Annotated in this window: 16 protein-coding genes; 9 read left to right on the forward strand and 7 right to left on the reverse strand. The window is 75.3% G+C overall.

Features of this window, described 5'->3' with window-relative positions; translation table 11 throughout:
- Positions 1-4 precede the first annotated feature (4 nt).
- Complete coding sequence (locus BLR12_RS22790) at positions 5-1,009, forward strand: ROK family glucokinase (RefSeq protein ID WP_091382947.1); 1,005 nt, start codon at positions 5-7, stop codon at positions 1,007-1,009.
- A gap of 120 nt (positions 1,010-1,129) precedes the next feature.
- On the opposite strand, the gene BLR12_RS22795 is transcribed toward BLR12_RS22790, so the two are convergent.
- Positions 1,130-1,810 (reverse strand): hypothetical protein, encoded by a 681-nt coding sequence (locus BLR12_RS22795; RefSeq protein ID WP_255363716.1) that lies wholly within the window; start codon positions 1,808-1,810, stop codon positions 1,130-1,132.
- A gap of 169 nt (positions 1,811-1,979) precedes the next feature.
- On the opposite strand from BLR12_RS22795, the gene BLR12_RS22800 reads away from it, so the two are divergent.
- Positions 1,980-2,744 carry a lysophospholipid acyltransferase family protein gene (locus tag BLR12_RS22800; protein ID WP_255363717.1) on the forward strand — a complete coding sequence of 255 codons (765 nt, stop codon included), beginning with the start codon at positions 1,980-1,982 and terminating at the stop codon, positions 2,742-2,744.
- Positions 2,745-2,820: 76 nt separating this feature from the next.
- Positions 2,821-3,306, forward strand: a complete 486-nt coding sequence (locus BLR12_RS22805; protein ID WP_091382951.1) for a polyadenylate-specific 3'-exoribonuclease AS — start codon at positions 2,821-2,823, stop codon at positions 3,304-3,306.
- A gap of 75 nt (positions 3,307-3,381) precedes the next feature.
- On the opposite strand, the gene BLR12_RS22810 is transcribed toward BLR12_RS22805, so the two are convergent.
- Positions 3,382-5,412, reverse strand: a complete 2,031-nt coding sequence (locus BLR12_RS22810; protein WP_255363718.1) for a methyl-accepting chemotaxis protein — start codon at positions 5,410-5,412, stop codon at positions 3,382-3,384.
- Between the two features lie 215 nt (positions 5,413-5,627).
- A complete protein-coding gene (locus BLR12_RS22815) occupies positions 5,628-6,515 on the reverse strand; it encodes an NAD(P)H-binding protein (RefSeq protein WP_091382795.1) in 888 nt (295 codons plus the stop codon).
- Positions 6,516-6,594: 79 nt separating this feature from the next.
- Between BLR12_RS22815 and BLR12_RS22820 the strand changes: the two genes are divergently transcribed.
- The 4 genes from BLR12_RS22820 (at position 6,595) to BLR12_RS22835 (ending at position 11,181) form a co-directional block, all read left to right on the forward strand.
- The gene (locus BLR12_RS22820; RefSeq protein ID WP_091382797.1) at positions 6,595-7,617 is read left to right on the forward strand and encodes a 6-phosphofructokinase; all 1,023 of its coding nucleotides are present in this window, start codon (positions 6,595-6,597) and stop codon (positions 7,615-7,617) included.
- Positions 7,618-7,720: 103 nt separating this feature from the next.
- Positions 7,721-9,058 carry a class II 3-deoxy-7-phosphoheptulonate synthase gene (locus BLR12_RS22825; RefSeq protein WP_091382799.1) on the forward strand — a complete coding sequence of 446 codons (1,338 nt, stop codon included), beginning with the start codon at positions 7,721-7,723 and terminating at the stop codon, positions 9,056-9,058.
- A 4-nt stretch (positions 9,059-9,062) separates the two neighbouring features.
- Complete coding sequence (locus tag BLR12_RS22830) at positions 9,063-10,109, forward strand: threonine aldolase family protein (RefSeq protein ID WP_091382801.1); 1,047 nt, start codon at positions 9,063-9,065, stop codon at positions 10,107-10,109.
- 151 nt (positions 10,110-10,260) lie between these two features.
- A complete protein-coding gene (locus tag BLR12_RS22835; protein ID WP_091382803.1) occupies positions 10,261-11,181 on the forward strand; it encodes a DUF559 domain-containing protein in 921 nt (306 codons plus the stop codon).
- Positions 11,182-11,235: 54 nt separating this feature from the next.
- On the opposite strand, the gene BLR12_RS22840 is transcribed toward BLR12_RS22835, so the two are convergent.
- The 4 genes from BLR12_RS22840 to BLR12_RS22855 form a co-directional block, all read right to left on the reverse strand.
- Positions 11,236-12,414 carry a S8 family peptidase gene (locus BLR12_RS22840; RefSeq protein ID WP_218120792.1) on the reverse strand — a complete coding sequence of 393 codons (1,179 nt, stop codon included), beginning with the start codon at positions 12,412-12,414 and terminating at the stop codon, positions 11,236-11,238.
- 120 nt (positions 12,415-12,534) lie between these two features.
- On the reverse strand, positions 12,535-13,410 hold the full coding sequence (locus tag BLR12_RS22845) for a deoxyribonuclease IV (RefSeq protein WP_091382807.1): 876 nt from the start codon (positions 13,408-13,410) through the stop codon (positions 12,535-12,537).
- 25 nt (positions 13,411-13,435) lie between these two features.
- A complete protein-coding gene (gene pknB / locus BLR12_RS22850) occupies positions 13,436-15,436 on the reverse strand; it encodes a Stk1 family PASTA domain-containing Ser/Thr kinase (RefSeq protein WP_176832651.1) in 2,001 nt (666 codons plus the stop codon).
- 183 nt (positions 15,437-15,619) lie between these two features.
- Positions 15,620-17,077: a glycine hydroxymethyltransferase gene (locus tag BLR12_RS22855; RefSeq protein WP_091382809.1), complete on the reverse strand. Its 1,458-nt coding sequence runs from the start codon at positions 17,075-17,077 to the stop codon at positions 15,620-15,622.
- A 162-nt stretch (positions 17,078-17,239) separates the two neighbouring features.
- Between BLR12_RS22855 and BLR12_RS22860 the strand changes: the two genes are divergently transcribed.
- Both BLR12_RS22860 and BLR12_RS22865 read left to right on the forward strand, forming a co-directional pair.
- Positions 17,240-17,563 carry an Rv2175c family DNA-binding protein gene (locus tag BLR12_RS22860; RefSeq protein ID WP_091382811.1) on the forward strand — a complete coding sequence of 108 codons (324 nt, stop codon included), beginning with the start codon at positions 17,240-17,242 and terminating at the stop codon, positions 17,561-17,563.
- Between the two features lie 7 nt (positions 17,564-17,570).
- The gene (locus tag BLR12_RS22865; protein WP_091382813.1) at positions 17,571-17,915 is read left to right on the forward strand and encodes a lycopene cyclase domain-containing protein; all 345 of its coding nucleotides are present in this window, start codon (positions 17,571-17,573) and stop codon (positions 17,913-17,915) included.
- Positions 17,916-17,932: the final 17 nt, after the last annotated feature.

Consider the following 17,932-nt stretch of genomic DNA (forward strand, 5'->3'; position numbering starts at 1 on the left):
GGCCGTGCAGCCCACTCCCCACCCCGCCGCGACCGACGTCGCCGAGCTGCCCGCGCTGGGCATCGACATCGGTGGCACGAAGGTGGCCGGCGGTGTCGTCGCCCCGGACGGGACCGTGCTCGCGACCGCGCGGCGGGCCACCCCCGGCTCCTCGGTGACCGAGACCGAGGACGCCATCGCCACGGTGGTCGAGGTGCTCGCCCGCGGGCACGACGGCCCGCTGGTCGGCGTCGGCGTGGGGGCGGCCGGCTGGTTCGACCGCACCGGCGACACCGTGCTGTTCAGCCCGCACCTGGCCTGGCGGCACTCGACGTTGCGCAAGGACCTCGCCGTCCGGCTGCAGCGGCCGATGTGGGTGGGCAACGACGCCGACGCCGCCGCCTGGGCGGAGTACCGCTACGGCGCGGCCCGCGGAGCCGACCTCGCGCTGATGATCACCCTGGGCACCGGCATCGGCGGCGGCATCGTCATGGACGGCCGGCTGCAGCGCGGCTCGCACGGCGTCGCGGGGGAGTGGGGCCACATGCGGGTGGTCCCCGACGGGCGGCTGTGCGCCTGCGGCAACCGCGGCTGCTGGGAGCAGTACGCCAGCGGCACCGCGCTCGGCCAGACCGCGCGCGAGGTTGCCCGCAACTCGCCGGCCGCCGCGGCGCTGCTGCTCGAGCGGGTGGACGGCGACGCCGACCGGCTCACCGGCGAGCACGTCGCGACCGCCGCGGCCGAGGGCGACCCGCTGGCGCTGGAGCTGCTGGCCGAGGTGGGCGCGTGGCTGGGCCAGGGGATCGCCGACCTGTCCGCCGTCCTGGACCCGGAGGTCGTGGTGATCGGCGGCGGGGTCAGCGTGCTGGGCGAGATGGTGCTCGGCCCGGCGCGCGAGCGGCTGGAGCGGGCCCTGCCGGGGCGCGGCTTCCGCCCCGGGCCGCGCGTGGTGGCCGCCCGGCTGGGCGCGCAGGCCGGTCTGGTCGGTGCCGCGGACCTGGTCCGCCGCGCCGTCGCGGAAGGCAGGTGACACCGTCGTCCCACCGGACGACACCGCGACCAGGTGCCGTCCCCCTGTCGCGTTGAGCCGATCCGTCGCGCCTGCGCGGACCCCTCCGGGGCCCACTCGGCACGACACCTCGTACTGCGGTCACACGACCGCGCCGTCGTCCCCGTCATCGGTGGTGCGCTCGCGCATCCGCGACAGCAGCACCCCGACCCCGCCGGCGACGGCGGCCACGCCGAGCACCAGCCCGAGGTCGGCGGACAGGCCGACCACCCGCGGGGCCACGACGAGCACCGCGCCGGCGGCGATCAGCAGCACCGCGTACAGCGAGGCCGGCGCCGGGGCGGGCACCGGCGGCGCGGGCGGGGGCTCGTAGTGCTCCTCCGGGCGGTCGAGCACCGACGGCTCGGCCGGGGACGGCGGAGGTGCGTCGGCGGGGTCCTCGTCGACGACGGTGCGCCCGTGCTCGGCCTCGAAGGCGGCCACGATGCGGTGCCACTCGGCGTCCTCGTCGACGTCCCGCCGCGCGGACTGCCGGGCGCGGGTGCGCTCGGCGACGTGGTCGTCGGCGTGCTCCTCGACCAGCGCGCGGGCCTCGGCGGAGCGGGCACGGTCGACGAACAGCCGGTCCGACGGCGGGCTGGGCAGCGAGACCGAGCGGGTGTAGGGCTCGACGTCGGCGGACGGCTCCAGGTAGGCGGCCACCCCGGCCTCGCGGAGCACGTCGAGCAGGTGCTCGCCGACCCGCGGGTCGACGTCGCGCAGCGGCGTCCAGAGGGCGGCGTCCAGGCCGTTGTCCCGGCGGCCGCGCCCGCGGGGGTTCACGACAGGCCCCAGCGGGGCAGGACCGACGGTGCGACGCCGGTCACAGGGACGGGGTGGGGCACGGGTCCTCCTCGGCGACCGGCGAGGGAGCCGGGTGGGACGGGGCGGCAGGGGGTGGCATTGTCCTCCCACCTCCGGGCTCCCTAGTCTGGCAGCCCCAGAGGGAGGCGTGTTGTTCTACTGGTTCCTCAAGTTCGTGGCGATCGGCCCGGTCGTGAAGCTGGTGTTCCGGCCACATGTGGAGGGCGTGGAGAACGTGCCGCCTCGCGGGGCCGCCGTCCTCGCGAGCAACCACCTGTCGGCGGCCGACTGGATCTTCATGCCGATGGCGCTGCGCCGGCGGGTGACGTTCCTCGCCAAGGCCGAGTACTTCACGGGCAGGGGCGTGAAGGGCTTTCTCCAGCGTGCCTTCTTCTCCGGCGCCGGGCAGGTGCCGATCGACCGGTCCAGCGCCTCGGCGGCCGAGGACGCGATCCGCACCGGGCTGCGCCTCCTGCGCCAGGGACGGCTGCTCGGCATCTACCCCGAGGGCACCCGGTCGCCCGACGGCCGGCTCTTCCGCGGCAAGACCGGGGTGGCCCGGATGACGCTGGAGACGGGGGTGCCGGTCGTCCCTCTCGCGATGGTCTACCGGCCGCGCCGGCTGCCGCTCCTGGGCTGGAACGTGCCGGCGGTGACCGTCCGCTTCGGCGAGCCGCTGGACTTCTCCCGCTACGAGGGCCTGGCCGGCGACCGCTTCGTCGAGCGCTCTGTCACCGACGAGATCATGTACGAGATCATGACCCTGTCCGGGCAGGAGTACGTCGACGTCTACGGCGCCCGGGTGAAGAAGTCGATGGACGCGACCGGGGCCAGCGCGGCGGAGGTCCTCAGCACGCTGCAGCCGCCGGTCGACGAGGCCGGCGACCGCGCCCCGGAGTCCCTCGCCGGCTGAGGCAGGACCCTCCCTGCCCGCCACCGCTCGCACGCTGCGGCGGGACCCTGCAGAGGGGCCACTTACGGTGGGCGGCGTGCGGCGCTTCTTCTACGACACCGAGTTCATCGAGGACGGCACCACCATCGACCTCGTCTCCATCGGCGTCGTGGACGAGACCGGCCGGGAGTTCTACGCGGTGAGCACCGAGTTCGACGAGCGCCGGGCCATCCCGTGGGTGCGGCGCAACGTGCTCGACCAGCTGCCGCCGCCCGCAGACCGCGCCTGGCGCAGCCGGCAGCGGATCCGCGACGACCTGCTCGCCTTCCTCACCGGCCCGGGCGAGGAGGTCGAGCTGTGGGCCTGGTACGCCGCCTACGACCACGTGGCGCTGTGCCAGCTGTGGGGCGCCATGCCGGCGCTGCCGCGGCCGATCCCGCGGTTCACCCGGGAGCTGCGCCAGCGCTGGGACGACCTCGGGCAGCCCCCGCTGCCGCCCCGGCCCAGCGGCACGCACGACGCCCTGGTCGACGCCCGCTACAACCTCGCCCGCTGGCACGCGATGGAGGCCTCCCGTCCCTGAGACGCCGACGGCCCCGCCCACGTGCGTGGGCGGGGCCGTCGACGGGTCCCGCGAGGCGTCGAGGAAGGGCGGTCCTCAGACGGTGAAGGCCCCCAGCAGGCGGGTGAGCTCGTGCGAGAGCCGGTCGAGCTCGCGGGCCGCGGTGCGGGCGGTCTCCACGTCCTCGGCGCTGCGGTCGGCGTCCTCGCTGACCGCGGCCAGCGTGCCGGTGAACGCGGTGGCGCCGTCGGCCGCCGCGCCCACGCTGCGGGTGAGCTCGGCGGTGACCGCGGTCTGCTCCTCCACCGCGCTGGCGATCGTCGTCTGGTGGTCGTTCATGTCGCGGACCACCTCGGCGATCCGGCCGATGGAGCCCACCGCCGCGGTCGTGTCGGCCTGGATGCCCTGGACCCGCTGGGCGATGTCCTCGCTGGCGCGGGAGGCCTCCTGCGCCAGCTCCTTGACCTCGTTGGCCACGACGGCGAAGCCCTTGCCCGCCTCACCGGCCCGCGCGGCCTCGATGGTCGCGTTGAGGGCCAGCAGGTTGGTCTGCTCGGCCACGGCCGCGATCACCCTGACGACGTCCCCGATCTCCGCCGAGCTCGCCCCCAGGGTGGCCACCGTGCCCTCGGTCCGCCGGGCCAGGTCCGCGGCGCTGCGGCCGACCTTCGCGGCCTCGCTGGCACTGCGGGCGATCTCGGCGATGGAGGCGCCCATCTGCTCGGCGCCGGCCGCCGCGGAGGTGACCCCCGCGCTGATCTCGCCGGCGGCCTCCTGGGCGGAACGTGCCTGGTCGCGGCTGCGCGCCGCCCGGTCGCCGAGGCCGTCGGCCACCGTGGACACGGTGCGGGCCGAGCCGGCCAGCGTGCGGGCGCACTCGCCGATGTCCCGGACGGTGCCCGAGACCTTCTCGACGAACCGGTTGAACGCCCGGGACAGGTCGCCCACCTCGTCGCGGCCGGACTCGTCCATGCGCTGGGTCAGGTCGCCCTCGCCGTCGGCGATCTCGGCCATCCGCGCCCGCAGCCGCTCCAGCGGCGCGGTCAGCCGGCGGCCGACCAGCCAGGCCAGCAGGCCACCGGCGGCGGCGACCAGCAGGACGGCGACGACGACACCGCTGAGCATCGCCGAGCGGCCGGCGGCGAGGTGCTGCACCGGTCCGGCGAAGTCGCTGTCGCGGGCGATGGTCGCGATCACCCAGTTCCACGGCTGGTGGTAGGTGAGGCGCACGGTGTGCGGCCCGGTCTCGGCGTCGACGTAGCGGACGGTGGCCTGCTCGCCCGGCTGCAGCTCGACGGCGGCGTCGACGGCCTGCTCGACCCAGCGGGTGCCCTCGGCGTCGGTCGCATCGAGCACCGACTCCCCGTCGCGGACGCCGCCCTGGCTGACCAGCACCGTGCCGCGCAGGTCACCGGTACCGCCGAAGACCTCGACCCGGCCGTGCTCGCCGACGGTGGTCCCCTCGAGGCTCTCCCGCAGGGCCGGCAGGTTCTGCTGCTTCTGGCCGACGTAGACCATGCCGATCACCTGGCCGGCGCCGTCGAACAGCGGCGCGTAGGCCGAGACGTACCAGGAGTCGACGACCAGGGCGTTGCCGCGGTAGGTCTCGCCGGCGAGGACGGCGGCCAGCACCGGGTTGGGCGCGCCGTCGGGCTTGGTCGCCGGGATGTAGGTGCCGATCGCCCGCGAGCCCGTCGCCCCCACGACGTTGGTGGCCACGCGCAGCATGTCGCCGGCCGGGCCGGTGCGCTGGAAGACCGTCGCGGTGCCGCCGACCAGGGCCTGCACCTCGTCGACGAACGGCGTGGGCACGGCCGGGTCGGTGTTCTGCCCGAGCGGGGCCTCGCCGATCGACACGCGGGGCAGCTCCACCGGTGTCACCTCGCCGCTGAGCTGGTTCTTGGCCTCCCAGGTCACGGTGCCCCGGTCGACCTGGAAGCCGCCGGACCGGGCCAGCAGGTGCTGGGCGACCGCGAGGTCGGCGTCCACCTTGGCCGCGGTCGAGGCGCCCTGGGTCGCCACCACGTCGTACACGCCGGCGGCGGTCCGGGTGAGGTCGGCGGCGACGAGCTCCTCGACGTCGGTCCTGGCGTCGTCGGCGAACGCGCCGCTCTGCCAGGCGCTCATCCCGCCGACCGTGATGCCGGTGGCCGCGACGCATGCCGTCGCGAGCGCCACCACCTTGGTCCTGATGTCCCAGCGCAAGGCTCTGCTCCCGTTCCTCCTGGCGGCTCGGGGTCGACCGCCAGGTGGCACATCGGCAGGTTGCGGCCGGTTGTGAACCGGAACGTCGCAACGCGGGTTACGGACCCCACGGTTCACGTTCCCGCAGGTCACGTGCCTCAGGAGCGCAGGTGTGCCCAGTCCTCCGGGTGCGCGCGCAGGTGCTCGGCGACCGTCCGCGCGGGGTGCCCGGTCAGCCGGGGGACGACGTCGGTGACGCGGCCCAGCTGGCCTGCGGCGATCGCCCGGTAGCTGCTCACCCAGCCCTCGATCTCCCAGTCGGGGTGCCCGGACGGGCGCCGGGTGGCCCACGCCTCCTCGGTCGTCTGGCGCCGGTAGACCGCGGGCCGGCCGGTGACCTCGGCGAGCACGGCGGCGGCGTCGTCCAGGGTGAGCGCCTCCGGGCCGGTCACGTCCAGCGTGGCCCCGTCGAGCGCGGGGGAGCCGTCGAGCAGCACGGCGGCGGCCACGTCGGCGAGGTCGTCGCGGGAGACGAACGACGCCCGCCCGTCGCCGGCCGGCGCCGCGATCACCGACCGCCCGTCCTCGGGGTCGGCGAAGAACGGGACGAGGTCGGCGTACATCGCGTGCCGCAGCACCGTCGTCCGCAGGCCGGTGGCGGCCAGCGCCTCCTCGGTGGCGGCGTGCTGGCGGGCCAGGGTGAAGACCGCGTCCGGCGCGGCGCCCAGGAACGAGGTGTAGACGACCCGCCCGACGCCGGCGTCGGCGGCCGCGGCGACGGCGGTGAGGTGCTGCTGCAACCGGTCGGGGGCCTCCGCCGCGGACACCAGGTAGACGGTGTCCGCCCCGGCGAGGGCCGCGGTCAGGCCGGGACCGTCGGCGTAGCCGCCCGGGTTCTCCGTCACCTCGGCACCCGGCACCCGCGGCGCGCGGGCGGCGTCCCGGACCACCAGCCGCAGCCGGACGTCGTCCCGCCCGGCGAGCCGGTCCACGACACGACGGCCGAGCGCGCCGGTCGCCCCTGTGACGGCGATCACCCGCGGCATACGATTCCGGCCCTGACCTGCGTCACCATGACACCCGCCAACCACCGGCAGCGCCCACACCTTCCCGAGGACGAACACCATGCGCATCGGCATCCTGACCGGCGGCGGCGACTGCCCGGGCCTGAACGCGGTGATCCGCGCGATCGTCCGCAAGAGCGTCCGGTCCGGCGACGAGGTGGTCGGCTTCCGGGACGGCTGGCGCGGCGTGCTCGAGGCCGACACCGTGCTCATGGACCTGGCCGCCGTCCGCGGCATCCTGCCCCGCGGCGGCACGGTGCTCGGCACCTCGCGGACCAACCCCTACGCGCTCGAGGGCGGCGCCGACCGGGTGCTGGCCACCCTCGAGCGGCTCGGTGTGGACGCGCTGATCCCGATCGGGGGGGAGGACACCCTCGGGGTGGCCACGAAGCTCGCCGAGGCCGGTGTGCGGGTGGTCGGCGTCCCGAAGACCATCGACAACGACCTCGACGCCACCGACTACACCTTCGGCTTCGACACCGCCCTCGGCGTGGCCACCGAGGCGATCGACCGGCTGCACACCACAGGGGACAGCCACCACCGCACGCTCGTCGTCGAGGTGATGGGCCGGCACGCCGGGTGGATCGCGCTGCACGCCGGGATGGCCGGCGGCGCCACCGTCGTGCTCATCCCCGAGCAGCCCTTCGACGTCGACGCCGTCGTCGCGCACTGCCAGCGCCGGTTCGACTCCGGGTACTCGCCGATCGTGGTGGTGTCCGAGGGCGCCAAGCCCAGGGACGGCGACCTGGTGACGGCCACGGGGGAACTCGACGCGTTCGGCCACGTCCGGCTCGGCGGCATCGGCACCGCACTCGCCTCGCTGATCGAGCAGCGCACCGGCCGGGAAGCGCGGGCCGTCGTCCTCGGGCACATCCAGCGCGGCGGCACGCCCTCGCCGTTCGACCGGGTGCTGGCCACCCGCTTCGGGCTGGCCGCGCTCGACGCGGTGCACGAGGGCGACAGCGGCGTCATGGTGGCGCTGCGCGGCACCGACATCGTGCGGGTGCCGCTGGCCGAGGCCACCGCGCAGCTGAAGCTGGTGCCCGTCGAGCGCTACGCGGAGGTGGAGGTCTTCTTCGGTTGAACAAGGACCCCCCTGCCCCCCGCCCCTCGCACGCTCGCGGCGGGACCCTGCAGGGGGGCCGTTCCAGAGGGCGGCGACCGGGCCGCCGGTACCCTCTGGAGGCGTGACGCTCTCCGACCCCGCCGCGCTGGTCCCCGAGCTGGACCGGTGGCGGGAGCTGCCCGCCGCCCAGCAACCGGAGTGGCCCGACCGCGCCGCGCTGGACGCCGTCCTGTCCACCCTCTCCTCGGTGCCGCCGATCGTGGCGCCCACCGAGGTCGACGAGCTGCGCACGCGGCTGGCCGAGGTGGCCCAGGGCCGCGCGTTCCTGCTCCAGGGCGGCGACTGCGCGGAGACCTTCGATCTCAACACCGACGCGCACCTGCAGAGCACCACGCGCACGCTGCTGCAGATGGCCGTCGTCCTGACCTACGGCGCCAGCGTGCCGGTGGTGAAGGTGGGCCGGGTCGCCGGGCAGTACGCCAAGCCGCGCTCGTCGAACACCGACGCCCTGGGCCTGCCCTCCTACCGCGGCGACATGGTCAACGACCTGGAGCCGGTGCTCGAGAAGCGCATCCCCGACCCCCACCGGCTGGTGCGCGCGTACGCCAACTCCGCGGCCGCGATGAACATGATCCGGGCCTACGCCCGCGGGGGGCTCGCCGACCTGCACGCGGTGCACGACTGGAACAAGGACTTCGTCGCGAGCTCCCCGGCCGGCGTGCGCTACGAGGTGATCGCCCGGGAGATCGACCGGGCGCTGGCGTTCATGAAGGCCTGCGGCGTCGACGACACCGCGCTGCGCGGGGTCGAGCTGTACAACAGCCACGAGGCGCTGATCCTCGACTACGAGCGGGCGCTGACGCGGGTGCACGAGGGCCGGCCCTACGCCGCCTCGGCGCACTTCGTGTGGATCGGCGAGCGCACCCGCCAGCTCGACGGCGCGCACGTGGAGTTCATGTCGCGGATCGCCAACCCGATCGGCGTCAAGATCGGCCCGACGACGACGCCCGAGCAGGCCACCGAGCTGGTCGAGCGGCTCGACCCCGAGGGCGTGCCCGGACGGTTGACGCTGATCAGCCGGATGGGCAACGGGAAGATCCGCGACGTGCTGCCGGCGATCGTGGAGAAGGTCACCGCCAGCGGCCACCAGGTCGTGTGGCAGTGCGACCCGATGCACGGCAACACCCACGAGTCCTCCACCGGCTACAAGACCCGGCACTTCGACCGGGTCGTCGACGAGGTGCTCGGTTTCTTCGACGTCCACCGGGGCTTGGGCACCTGGCCCGGCGGCATCCACGTCGAGCTCACCGGTGAGGACGTCACCGAGTGCCTCGGCGGGGCGATGGAGATCAGCGACGAGGACCTCAACAGCCGCTACGAGACCGCCTGCGACCCGCGCCTGAACACCGGGCAGTCGCTGGAGCTGGCCTTCCTCGTCGCCGAGATGTTGCGGGGCTGAGCGGGTGTACGGCATCGACACCGACCGGCCCGCGGCCGCGCTCGACGGCGCGGTCGACCTGCGCTCGGACACCGTGACCCGGCCGACCGCGGGGATGCGCCGCGCCATGGCCGAGGCCGAGGTGGGCGACGACGTCTACCGCGAGGACCCGACGGTCCGGGCGCTCGAGGAGCGGGTCGCCGCGCTGCTGGGCCACGAGGACGCCTTGTTCGTGCCGACGGGGTCCATGGGCAACCAGATTGGCATGCGGCTGGTCTGCGAGCCGGGCGAGGAGGTGCTCGCGGACGCCGACGCGCACGTGTTCACCTACGAGCTGGGCGCGGCCGCGGCGCTGTTCGGGCTGTCCAGCCGGACGGTGGAGTCGCCGGGTGGGCGGCTGTCCGCCGACCGGTTCGTGGCGCAGGTGCGCCCCCGCGGCGATTGGCACGTCGTCCCGACGGCGGCGGTGGCGGTGGAGAACACCCACAACCGGGGCGGCGGGCTCGTCCAGCCGCTGGACGAGCTGCAGCGGCTGTGGGACTGGTCGCGCACGGCCGGCGTCGCGGTCCACCTCGACGGCGCCCGCATCTGGAACGCCGCGGTCGCCACCGGCAAGGACCTCGCCACCTACGGCCGGCTCGCCGACACCGCGTCGGTCTGCCTGTCCAAGGGCCTCGGCGCCCCGGTCGGCTCGGTGCTGGTGGCCTCGGCCGAGCGCATCGCCGCGGCCCGGCTGTGGCGCAAGCGGCTCGGCGGCGGGATGCGCCAGGTCGGCGTGCTCGCCGCGGCCGGGCTGTACGCCCTCGACCACCACTACGACCGGCTGGCCGAGGACCACGAGCACGCGCAGGCGCTGGCCGGCCGGCTGGGCCTGGACCCGGCGGCGGTGGAGACCAACATCGTGGTCGTCGACGGGGTGAACGCGCCGCTGGTCGCCGAGGCGGCGAAGGCGCAGGGCGTGCTGGTCGGTCAGGTCGGTGCCTCGCGGCTGCGGCTGGTCACCCACCTGGACGTCGACCGCGCCGGCATCGACCGCGCCGCCGCCGTCCTCGCCGGGCTGCTCGACCGCTGAGCCGCCGGCGGCGGGTCGGCCGGTGAGCCGACGGTGTGCGCTGACGCGCAGCTCCTGACCGCCGACGTGCGCATCCGCGCACAGCGTCGGCAGCTGTCCACAGTTCCCGCGGACCCCGGCCGCAGGGTCCGTCCCCGTCGCGACTGCGGGCGTGGCGCGGAACCCCCGACGACTCGTCGACGAGCGCGGGTGGATCCCCGCATCCGAGCTGCTCGAGGAGGTCAGCCGGAGCACCGTCCGCACCTGGGTGGCCACGGGCCGGCTGGTCCGTCTCGCGCCCGGCGTCCTCGCCCTGCCGGACGCCGCGGGCAACTGGCGGGTCCGGGTGGCGGCGGCGCTGCACGGGCGCGAGGCCGTCGCCAGTCACACGACCGCCCTGGCCCTGTGGGAGCTGGCCGACCCCGTGCCCGGGCCGGTCCACATCACCGCCGAGTCCGGCCGGAGCGGACGGGGCTCGCCCGGGGTGGTGGTGCACCGGGCGCCCGGAGCGTGGGCGGACCGGCGCCGGGTCGAGGGGCTGGCGGTGAGCGCCGTGGAGCGTGCGGTGGTCGACACCTGGGGGCGGCCGGCACTCCTCCCGCGGGCGCAGGTCAGGGCCGCGGCCATCACGGCTGTTCGTCGCCGGCTGTGCTCGCCCCGCCAGCTGCGCCACGAACTCGCGCGGAACACCCGGCTGCCCGGTCGGGCGGATCTGGGGGAGCTGGTCGATCTGCTGGCCGACGGCTGCCGGAGCGAGCTGGAGATCTGGGGGTGCCTGCACGTGCTGCGGGCCCCGGGCATGCCCGCGTTCGTCCAGCAGCGTCCGGTGACCGTCGGCGCGGAGACCTTCGTGCTGGATGCCGCGTGCGAGGAGTCGATGCTGGCCGTGGAGATGGACGGTGCCGCCTGGCACGGGTCGCGGGCCCAGCGGGAGTCCGACATCCGGCGTGACGCACTGGTCGCGACGGTCGGCTGGCAGACCCTGCGGTTCGGCTACAGCCGGATGACCGGCTCGCCCGAGGCCTGCCGGCGGGACATCCGAGCGGTGCACGCCGGACGTCTGCGGATGCTGCGCGGCGACGGTGTGCGCTGACGCGCAGCTCCTGGCGGGGAGACCGCGCATCCGCGCACACCGTCGCCTCGTCGATCAGTAGGCGCTGAACAGCAGCCGGTTGGGTGTGCCGGCCCGGGAGGCCGTGCGCGTGAGGGTCACGTGGTCGGCAGTGGCCGTGCTGTTCACCTGCGTGGCGACCGCGGCGGGCGTCGCGGCCCGGTCGACCGACAGGTACAGCGCGGCGGCACCCGCGACGTGCGGGGTGGCCATCGACGTGCCGCTGATCGTGCTCGTCGCCGTGGTCCCCGTGTGCCAGGCGCTGGTGATGCCCACCCCGGGGGCGAACAGGTCGACGCAGGAGCCGTGGTTGCTGAACGACGCCGCCCGGTCGGTCCGGTCGGTGGCCCCGACGGTGAGCGCGGCGGGCACCCGCGCGGGGGAGGAGGCGCAGGCGTCCTGGGCCACGCCTGCGGAGTTGCCGTTGCCCGCCGCCACCGCGTAGGTGACTCCGTCGGCGATGGAGTTGCGGACCGCGGTGTCGATCGCGGTGCTGGCCCCGCCGCCGAGGCTCATGTTGGCCACCGCGGGGGCGCCGGCCGCGTGGTCCGCCGTCACCCAGTCGATGCCGGCGACGACGCCCGAGGTGGTGCCGCTGCCGTCGCAGCCGAGCACGCGGACGCCGACCAGCCGCACGGACTTGGCCACGCCGTACGTCGTCCCGCCGACGGTGCCCGCGACGTGCGTGCCGTGGCCGTTGCAGTCGTCCGGGGCGCCGCCGTCCACCGCGTCGTAGCCGGTGCCCAGGCGTCCGGTGAACTCCGCGTGGCCGGCGGCGATGCCAGTGTCGACGACGTAGGCGGTGACCCCCTGGCCCGTCGCGGTGTAGCCGTAGGTGCTGTCCAGCGGCAGGTCGCGCTGGTCGGTGCGGTCCAGCCCCCAGGTCGCACCGGACTGGCTCGCGTCGATGCCGAACACCTGGTCGCGCTCGACGGCGACGACGCCGGGGATGGCCGACAGCCGGGTCGCGGCGGCCTCGGGCAGCGTCACGGCGAAGCCGGTCAGCGCCGCCGTGTAGACGTGGTCGACCCGCCCGCCGAGCCCGCGGGCCCGGTCGGCCGCCTGGGCGGGGAGCGTCGAGCGGTCGACGGTGACGACGTAGGTGGCGCGCGGACCGTCGGGCGGTGCGGCGGCCGCGGGTGCGGCGGTGGCGCCGAGGCCGGCGGTGGCCAGGGCGGCGACGACGCCGGCGGCCAGGGTGCGACGAGTGGGCAACGGACGGCTCCTCGGGATGGTCGGCCGCGGACGGGCGACCGCGGTGACCTGCAGCCAACGTGGTGGCGGAGATCACCGCAAGTGACCGCGCGGATGCTTGCGGTCAGGTCCGCGTGTCGCTCAGGCGGCGGAGGCGTCGATCCCGGCGGTGCCGTCGCGCAGCGAGCACAGCAGCGCGATGTCCCTCGCGTGCCCGTCGTCGGCGCTGGGCGTCTCCACGACGACCGGGACGCCGGCCATCGACCGGTGGGTGAGCAGCTCGGCGAACGGGGCGACCCCGATCGAGCCCTGCCCGATGGTGGTGTGCCGGTCGCGCTTGGAGCCGCACTCGTCGAGGGAGTCGTTGGCGTGCACCAGGCCCAGCCGGCCGGGGCCGACGGTGGCCTCGAGCGTGTCGAGGGTCGCGGCCGTCCCGCCGGGCACGGTCAGCGCGTGGCCGGCCGCCCAGGCGTGGCAGGTGTCGAAGCAGACGCCGAGCAGCGGGTGGTGCTCGAGCGCGGCGAAGTAGGGGCCGAGGTCCTCGACGGTGGCGGCCAGCGACCTCCCGCCGCCGGCGGTCGGTTCGACGAGCAGCCGCGGGCCGTCGTCCGGCGCGGCGTCGAGCACCGGCAGCAGCCGCTCGTGCAGCTGGCGCAGCGCGTCCTCGTACCTGTCCTCACCGACCGCCGAGCCGGCGTGCACGACGACGCCCCGGCAGCCGAGCTTGGCCCCGCGCCGCAGGTTGTGGGCGATCGAGGCGATCGACCGCTCGACCGTCGCCTCGGTGGGGGAGCCGACGTTGACCAGGAACGGGGTGTGGACGAACGACGGCACCCCGCGCTCGGCGCAGCCCTCGACGAACCGGGCGTCCTGCTCCGGGTCGCCGTCGGTGAGCCGCCAGCCGCGCGGGTTGCCCACGAACACCTGCACGGCCCGGGCACCGACGGCGTCGGTGTAGGCCAGCCCGCCGGTGGCCAGCCCACCCTTGACCTGGATGTGGGCGCCGATCGGCGGCACCCCTCGCGGAGTGTGCAGCGTGTCCTCAGTCCTGCCCGAACGTGACCAGGATGGTCACCGGTGTGCCGATCTCGACCGTCTCGCCCGCGGCCGGGCTCTGCCGGAAGACCTTGTCCCCGAAGAACTGGCTCACCTGCACCTGCAGGCCCGCCTGCTGGAGCACGGTGCTGGCCTCCGCCTGGCTGCGACCCACGACGTCGGGCACCTGCACCTGCGGCAGCCCGGCCGACACCTGCAGCGTCACCGTGCTGTCGTAGGGCGCCTGCTCGCCGGCCCCCGGGGTGACCGCCATGACCTCGCCGGGGTCGACGTCGGCGCTGCGGCCCTCGGTGCGCTCCACGGTGAAGCCCAGCGCCTCCAGGTTCGCCGTCGCCTCCTCGGGCGAGAGCCCGACCACGGCCGGGACGGCGACCGGCTCGTGCCCGCGGCTGACGTAGACGGTCAGCTCCTGCTCCCGCTTGAGCTCGGTGCCGGGGTCGGGGTCGAAGCCGGTGACGTGCCCGACCGGGACGTCGTTGTCGTAGTCCTGCACCTCGGTGAGGACCACCGGGACGTCGTCCAGCTCGGCGCGCACGGCGTCCAGAGGCTGGCCGACCAGCTCGGGCTCGACCTCGAACCGCTCGGGCCCCTTGGACACGACCAGCCGGACGTCGGTGCCGCGGATCACCTCGCCGCCCGCGGGGTCCGCCGCGATGACCACGCCCTCGGGCACGTCCTCGCTCCACTGCTCCTCGCAGCAGTCGGGGTCGAGCCCGGCCTCCTGCAGCAGGTCGATGGCCGCGGCCTGCTCCGAGCCGGCCAGCTGCGGCACCGCCGTCCACCGGCCCGAGCCCAGCCACCAGCCGACCGCGCCGATGGTGATCGCGGTGAGCAGCACGAGGGCGAGCGCCAGCCGGGCGCGGCGCCGGCGGATGTGCGGCGGGACGCCGGGCCGCAGCCGTGCGGGCACGGGCGCGGGGCGCCGTCCGCCGGTGTCGGGGGCCGGGCCGGGGCCGGTGCCGGGCAGCATCGAGGTGCGCGCCCCGCGGCCGGGGCGGGTGCCGCCCGGGCCGAGCACCTCGGTTCCCGGGTCGCCGGGCTCGCTGGGGTGGCGGGGCCGGCTGGGCCGGTTGGTCGGCCGCAGCGTGCCGGGGCCGGCGGTGCTGCGCCCGGTGGGCACCGGCACCCGCTCGATGCCCAGGTCGGTGCGGACGTCCTCGAGGTCGGCGAGGAAGGCGCCGGCGTCCAGCGGCCGGACGGTGGGGTCGCGCCGGGTGGTCCGGGCGACCAGGTCGTCGACCTCCCACGGCAGGCCCGGCACCTCGTCGGAGGGAACCGGCATGTCGTGGTGCACGTGCTGGTAGGCCACGGCCAGCGGGGTGTCGCCGCCGTACGGCGGGTGGCCGGTGAGCATCTCGTAGAGCACGACCCCGGCGGCGTAGACGTCGCTGCGGGCGTCGGCCCTCCCGCGCTCGAGCTGCTCGGGCGAGAGGTAGGCGACGGTGCCGATGAGGACCCCGCCGGTGTGGCTGGTCTGCCCGGTGCCGGTGAGCGCGCGGGCCAGCCCGAAGTCGGCGACCTTGACCACGCCGTCGGCGCCGATGAGCACGTTCTCGGGCTTGATGTCGCGGTGCACGATGCCGGCGCGGTGGGCCGCGGTCAGCCCGGCGAGCACCGGCTCCAGCACGGCGAAGGCCTCGCCGACGGTGAGCCGGCCGCGGGCCTGCAGCAGGTCGCGCAGCGTGCGGCCGCGGACCAGCTCCATGACCAGGAACACCAGGCCCTGGTCGCTGCCCTGGTCGCTCACCGACACGACGTTGGGGTGGCTGAGCATCGCCGCGGCGCGTGCCTCGCGGGTGAACCGGTCGACGAACGTCGGGTCGTGGGCGAGGTGCTCGGCCATGACCTTCACCGCGACCGTGCGGTGCAGCCGCAGGTCGGTGGCGGCGTAGACGGTGGACATCCCGCCGCGGGCCAGGCGCTCCTCGAGCAGGTATCGCCCCTCGAGGACGAGGCCGACCACGGGGTCGGTCACGGCGGTGTCCACGGGCCCGAGTCTAGGAAGAGATCCGCGATGCGCCGGGCGTACACGCGGAGCGCCGGCCGGTGTGACGAGTTCACCCGTCACACCGGCCCCCGGCGCTGCAGGCCCTCCGCGAGATCGGCGGTCTCGCGGCCGTCAGCGGCTGATCGCCACGAGACCGCCGATCTCGTCGGTGGAGGAGGCGGCTCAGGAGAGCTCGAGGCCCGGGTACAGCGGGTGGCGGTCCAGCAGCTCGGCGGCCGCGGCGCGGGTCCGGTCGGCCAGCCCCTCGGCCGTGACGTACTTCGCCTTGGACGGCGACCCGTCGCGGGTGGCGGTCGGCCGGGTGTCCGACAGGACGTCGACGATCAGCTCGGCGGTGCGGTCGAACTCGTCCGCCCCGAAGCCGCGGGTGGTCAGCGCCGGGGTGCCCAGCCGGATGCCGGAGGTGTACCAGGCGCCGTTCGGGTCGGCCGGGACGGCGTTGCGGTTGGTGACGACCCCGGCGTCCAGCAGCGCGGACTCCGCCTGCCGGCCGGTGAGGCCGAAACCGGAGACGTCGACGAGCACCAGGTGGTTGTCGGTGCCGCCGGTGACCAGCCGCGCGCCACGGCGGGTGAGGCCCTCGCCCAGCGCGACGGCGTTGTCGACGACCCGCTGGGCGTACCCGGCGAAGGCCGGCTGGCGGGCCTCGGCCAGGGCCACGGCCTTGGCGGCCATGACGTGCGGCAGCGGACCGCCCAGCACCATCGGGCAGCCGCGGTCGACGGCCTCGGCGTACTCCGGCTGGGCCAGCACCATGCCGCCGCGCGGGCCGCGCAGCGACTTGTGCGTGGTGGTGGTGACGACGTGCGCGTGCGGCACCGGGTCGAAGTCGCCGGTGAGCACCTTGCCGGCCACCAGGCCGGCGAAGTGCGCCATGTCGACGACCAGGGTGGCGCCCACCTCGTCGGCGATCTCGCGCATCCGGGCGAAGTCGACGCGGCGCGGGTAGGCGGAGTAGCCGGCCATGAGGATGAGCGGCCGGAACTCCCGGGCCCGGGCGCGGACGGCGTCGTAGTCCAGCAGCCCCGTCGCGGGGTCCGTGCCGTAGGAGGACTGCTCGAACATCTTGCCGCTGATGTTCGGGCGGAAGCCGTGGGTGAGGTGGCCGCCGGCGTCCAGGGACATGCCGAGCATCCGCTGGTCGCCGAGCTGGCGGCGCAGCGCCGACCAGTCGTCGGCGGTCAGCTCGTTGACGTGCCGCACGCCGGCCTTCTCCAGCGCGGGGGACTCCACCCGGGAGGCCAGCACCGCCCAGAAGGCGACCAGGTTGGCGTCGATGCCCGAGTGCGGCTGCACGTAGGCGTACGGGGCGCCGAACAGCTCGCGGGCGTGCTCGGCGGCCAGCGCCTCCACGGTGTCGACGTTCTGGCAGCCGGCGTAGAAGCGGTGCCCGACGGTGCCCTCGGCGTACTTGTCGGAGAACCAGTTGCCCATGGTCAGCAGCACCGCGGGGCTGGCGTAGTTCTCGCTGGCGATCAGCTTCAGCGAGGCCCGCTGGTCGGCGAGCTCGGCGCCGATGGCGTCGGCGACGCGGGGCTCGACGGCCCCGATGACCTGCAGGGCGCTGCGGTAGGCGGCCGACGCGGCGGCGGCGTCGAAGGCGGGGGTGACGTCGGTCATGGCGGGCTCCAGCGCGAGGGGACGACGGGTGGGTGCCCAGGCGCCCGGCGGGGTGGTGCGGGCCGCTCCCCGGTGGTGGTCCACCTCAGCAGCGCCAGTCACGGCCCCGCGCCATCGTATCCGGCGGCCGGGCGGGAGAACGGCGTCATAGGCTCGGACGTCATGGAGACGCTCACCCCCGCTGAGGTCGCCGGTGTACTGGGGGTCTCGCCGAACCGGGTCCGCCAGCTGCTGCGCGAGCACCGGCTCATGGCCGTCCCCGGCAGCGGCAACAGCAGGATCCCGGCCGACTTCCTCCAGGAGGGCGCCGTCCTCAAGCACCTGCCCGGGCTGATCACCGTGCTCAAGGACGGCGGGTACACCGACGAGGAGGTGTTCGACTGGCTGTTCCGCGCCGACGAGACGCTGCCCGGCACCCCCGTCGAGGCGCTCCGCGGCGACCGGCACACCGAGGTCACCCGCCGCGCCCAGGCGCTGGCGTTCTGATCCGCTCGTGGGCTCCCTGACGTACCTGGCGCTGCTGGTCGGCTGCCTGGTGGTCACCGCGCCGCTGGAGCTGCTGCTGCGGGTGCGGGTGTACGCCCGCTGGCGGCGGCTGCTGGCCGCGGTGGCGCCGGAGTTCACCGTCTTCGTCGTCTGGGTGCTGTACGCGATCGCGCAGGGCCACTGGGACTACTCCGACGAGCTCACCCTCGGCGTCCGGCTGCCCGGGGGGATCCCGGTGGAGGAGGTGCTGTTCTTCCTCGTCGTGCCGCTGTGCTCGGTGCTGGCGCTGGAGGCGGTGCGCAGGGTGACGGGGTGGGACGCCGGCTACCCGGCCGAGGAGGCCGACGCGTGAGCTACTCCACGATCGCG

The sequence above is a fragment of the Geodermatophilus sp. DSM 45219 genome, assembly GCF_900104025.1.
In the GTDB taxonomy this organism is placed as follows: Bacteria; Actinomycetota; Actinomycetes; order Mycobacteriales; family Geodermatophilaceae; genus Geodermatophilus.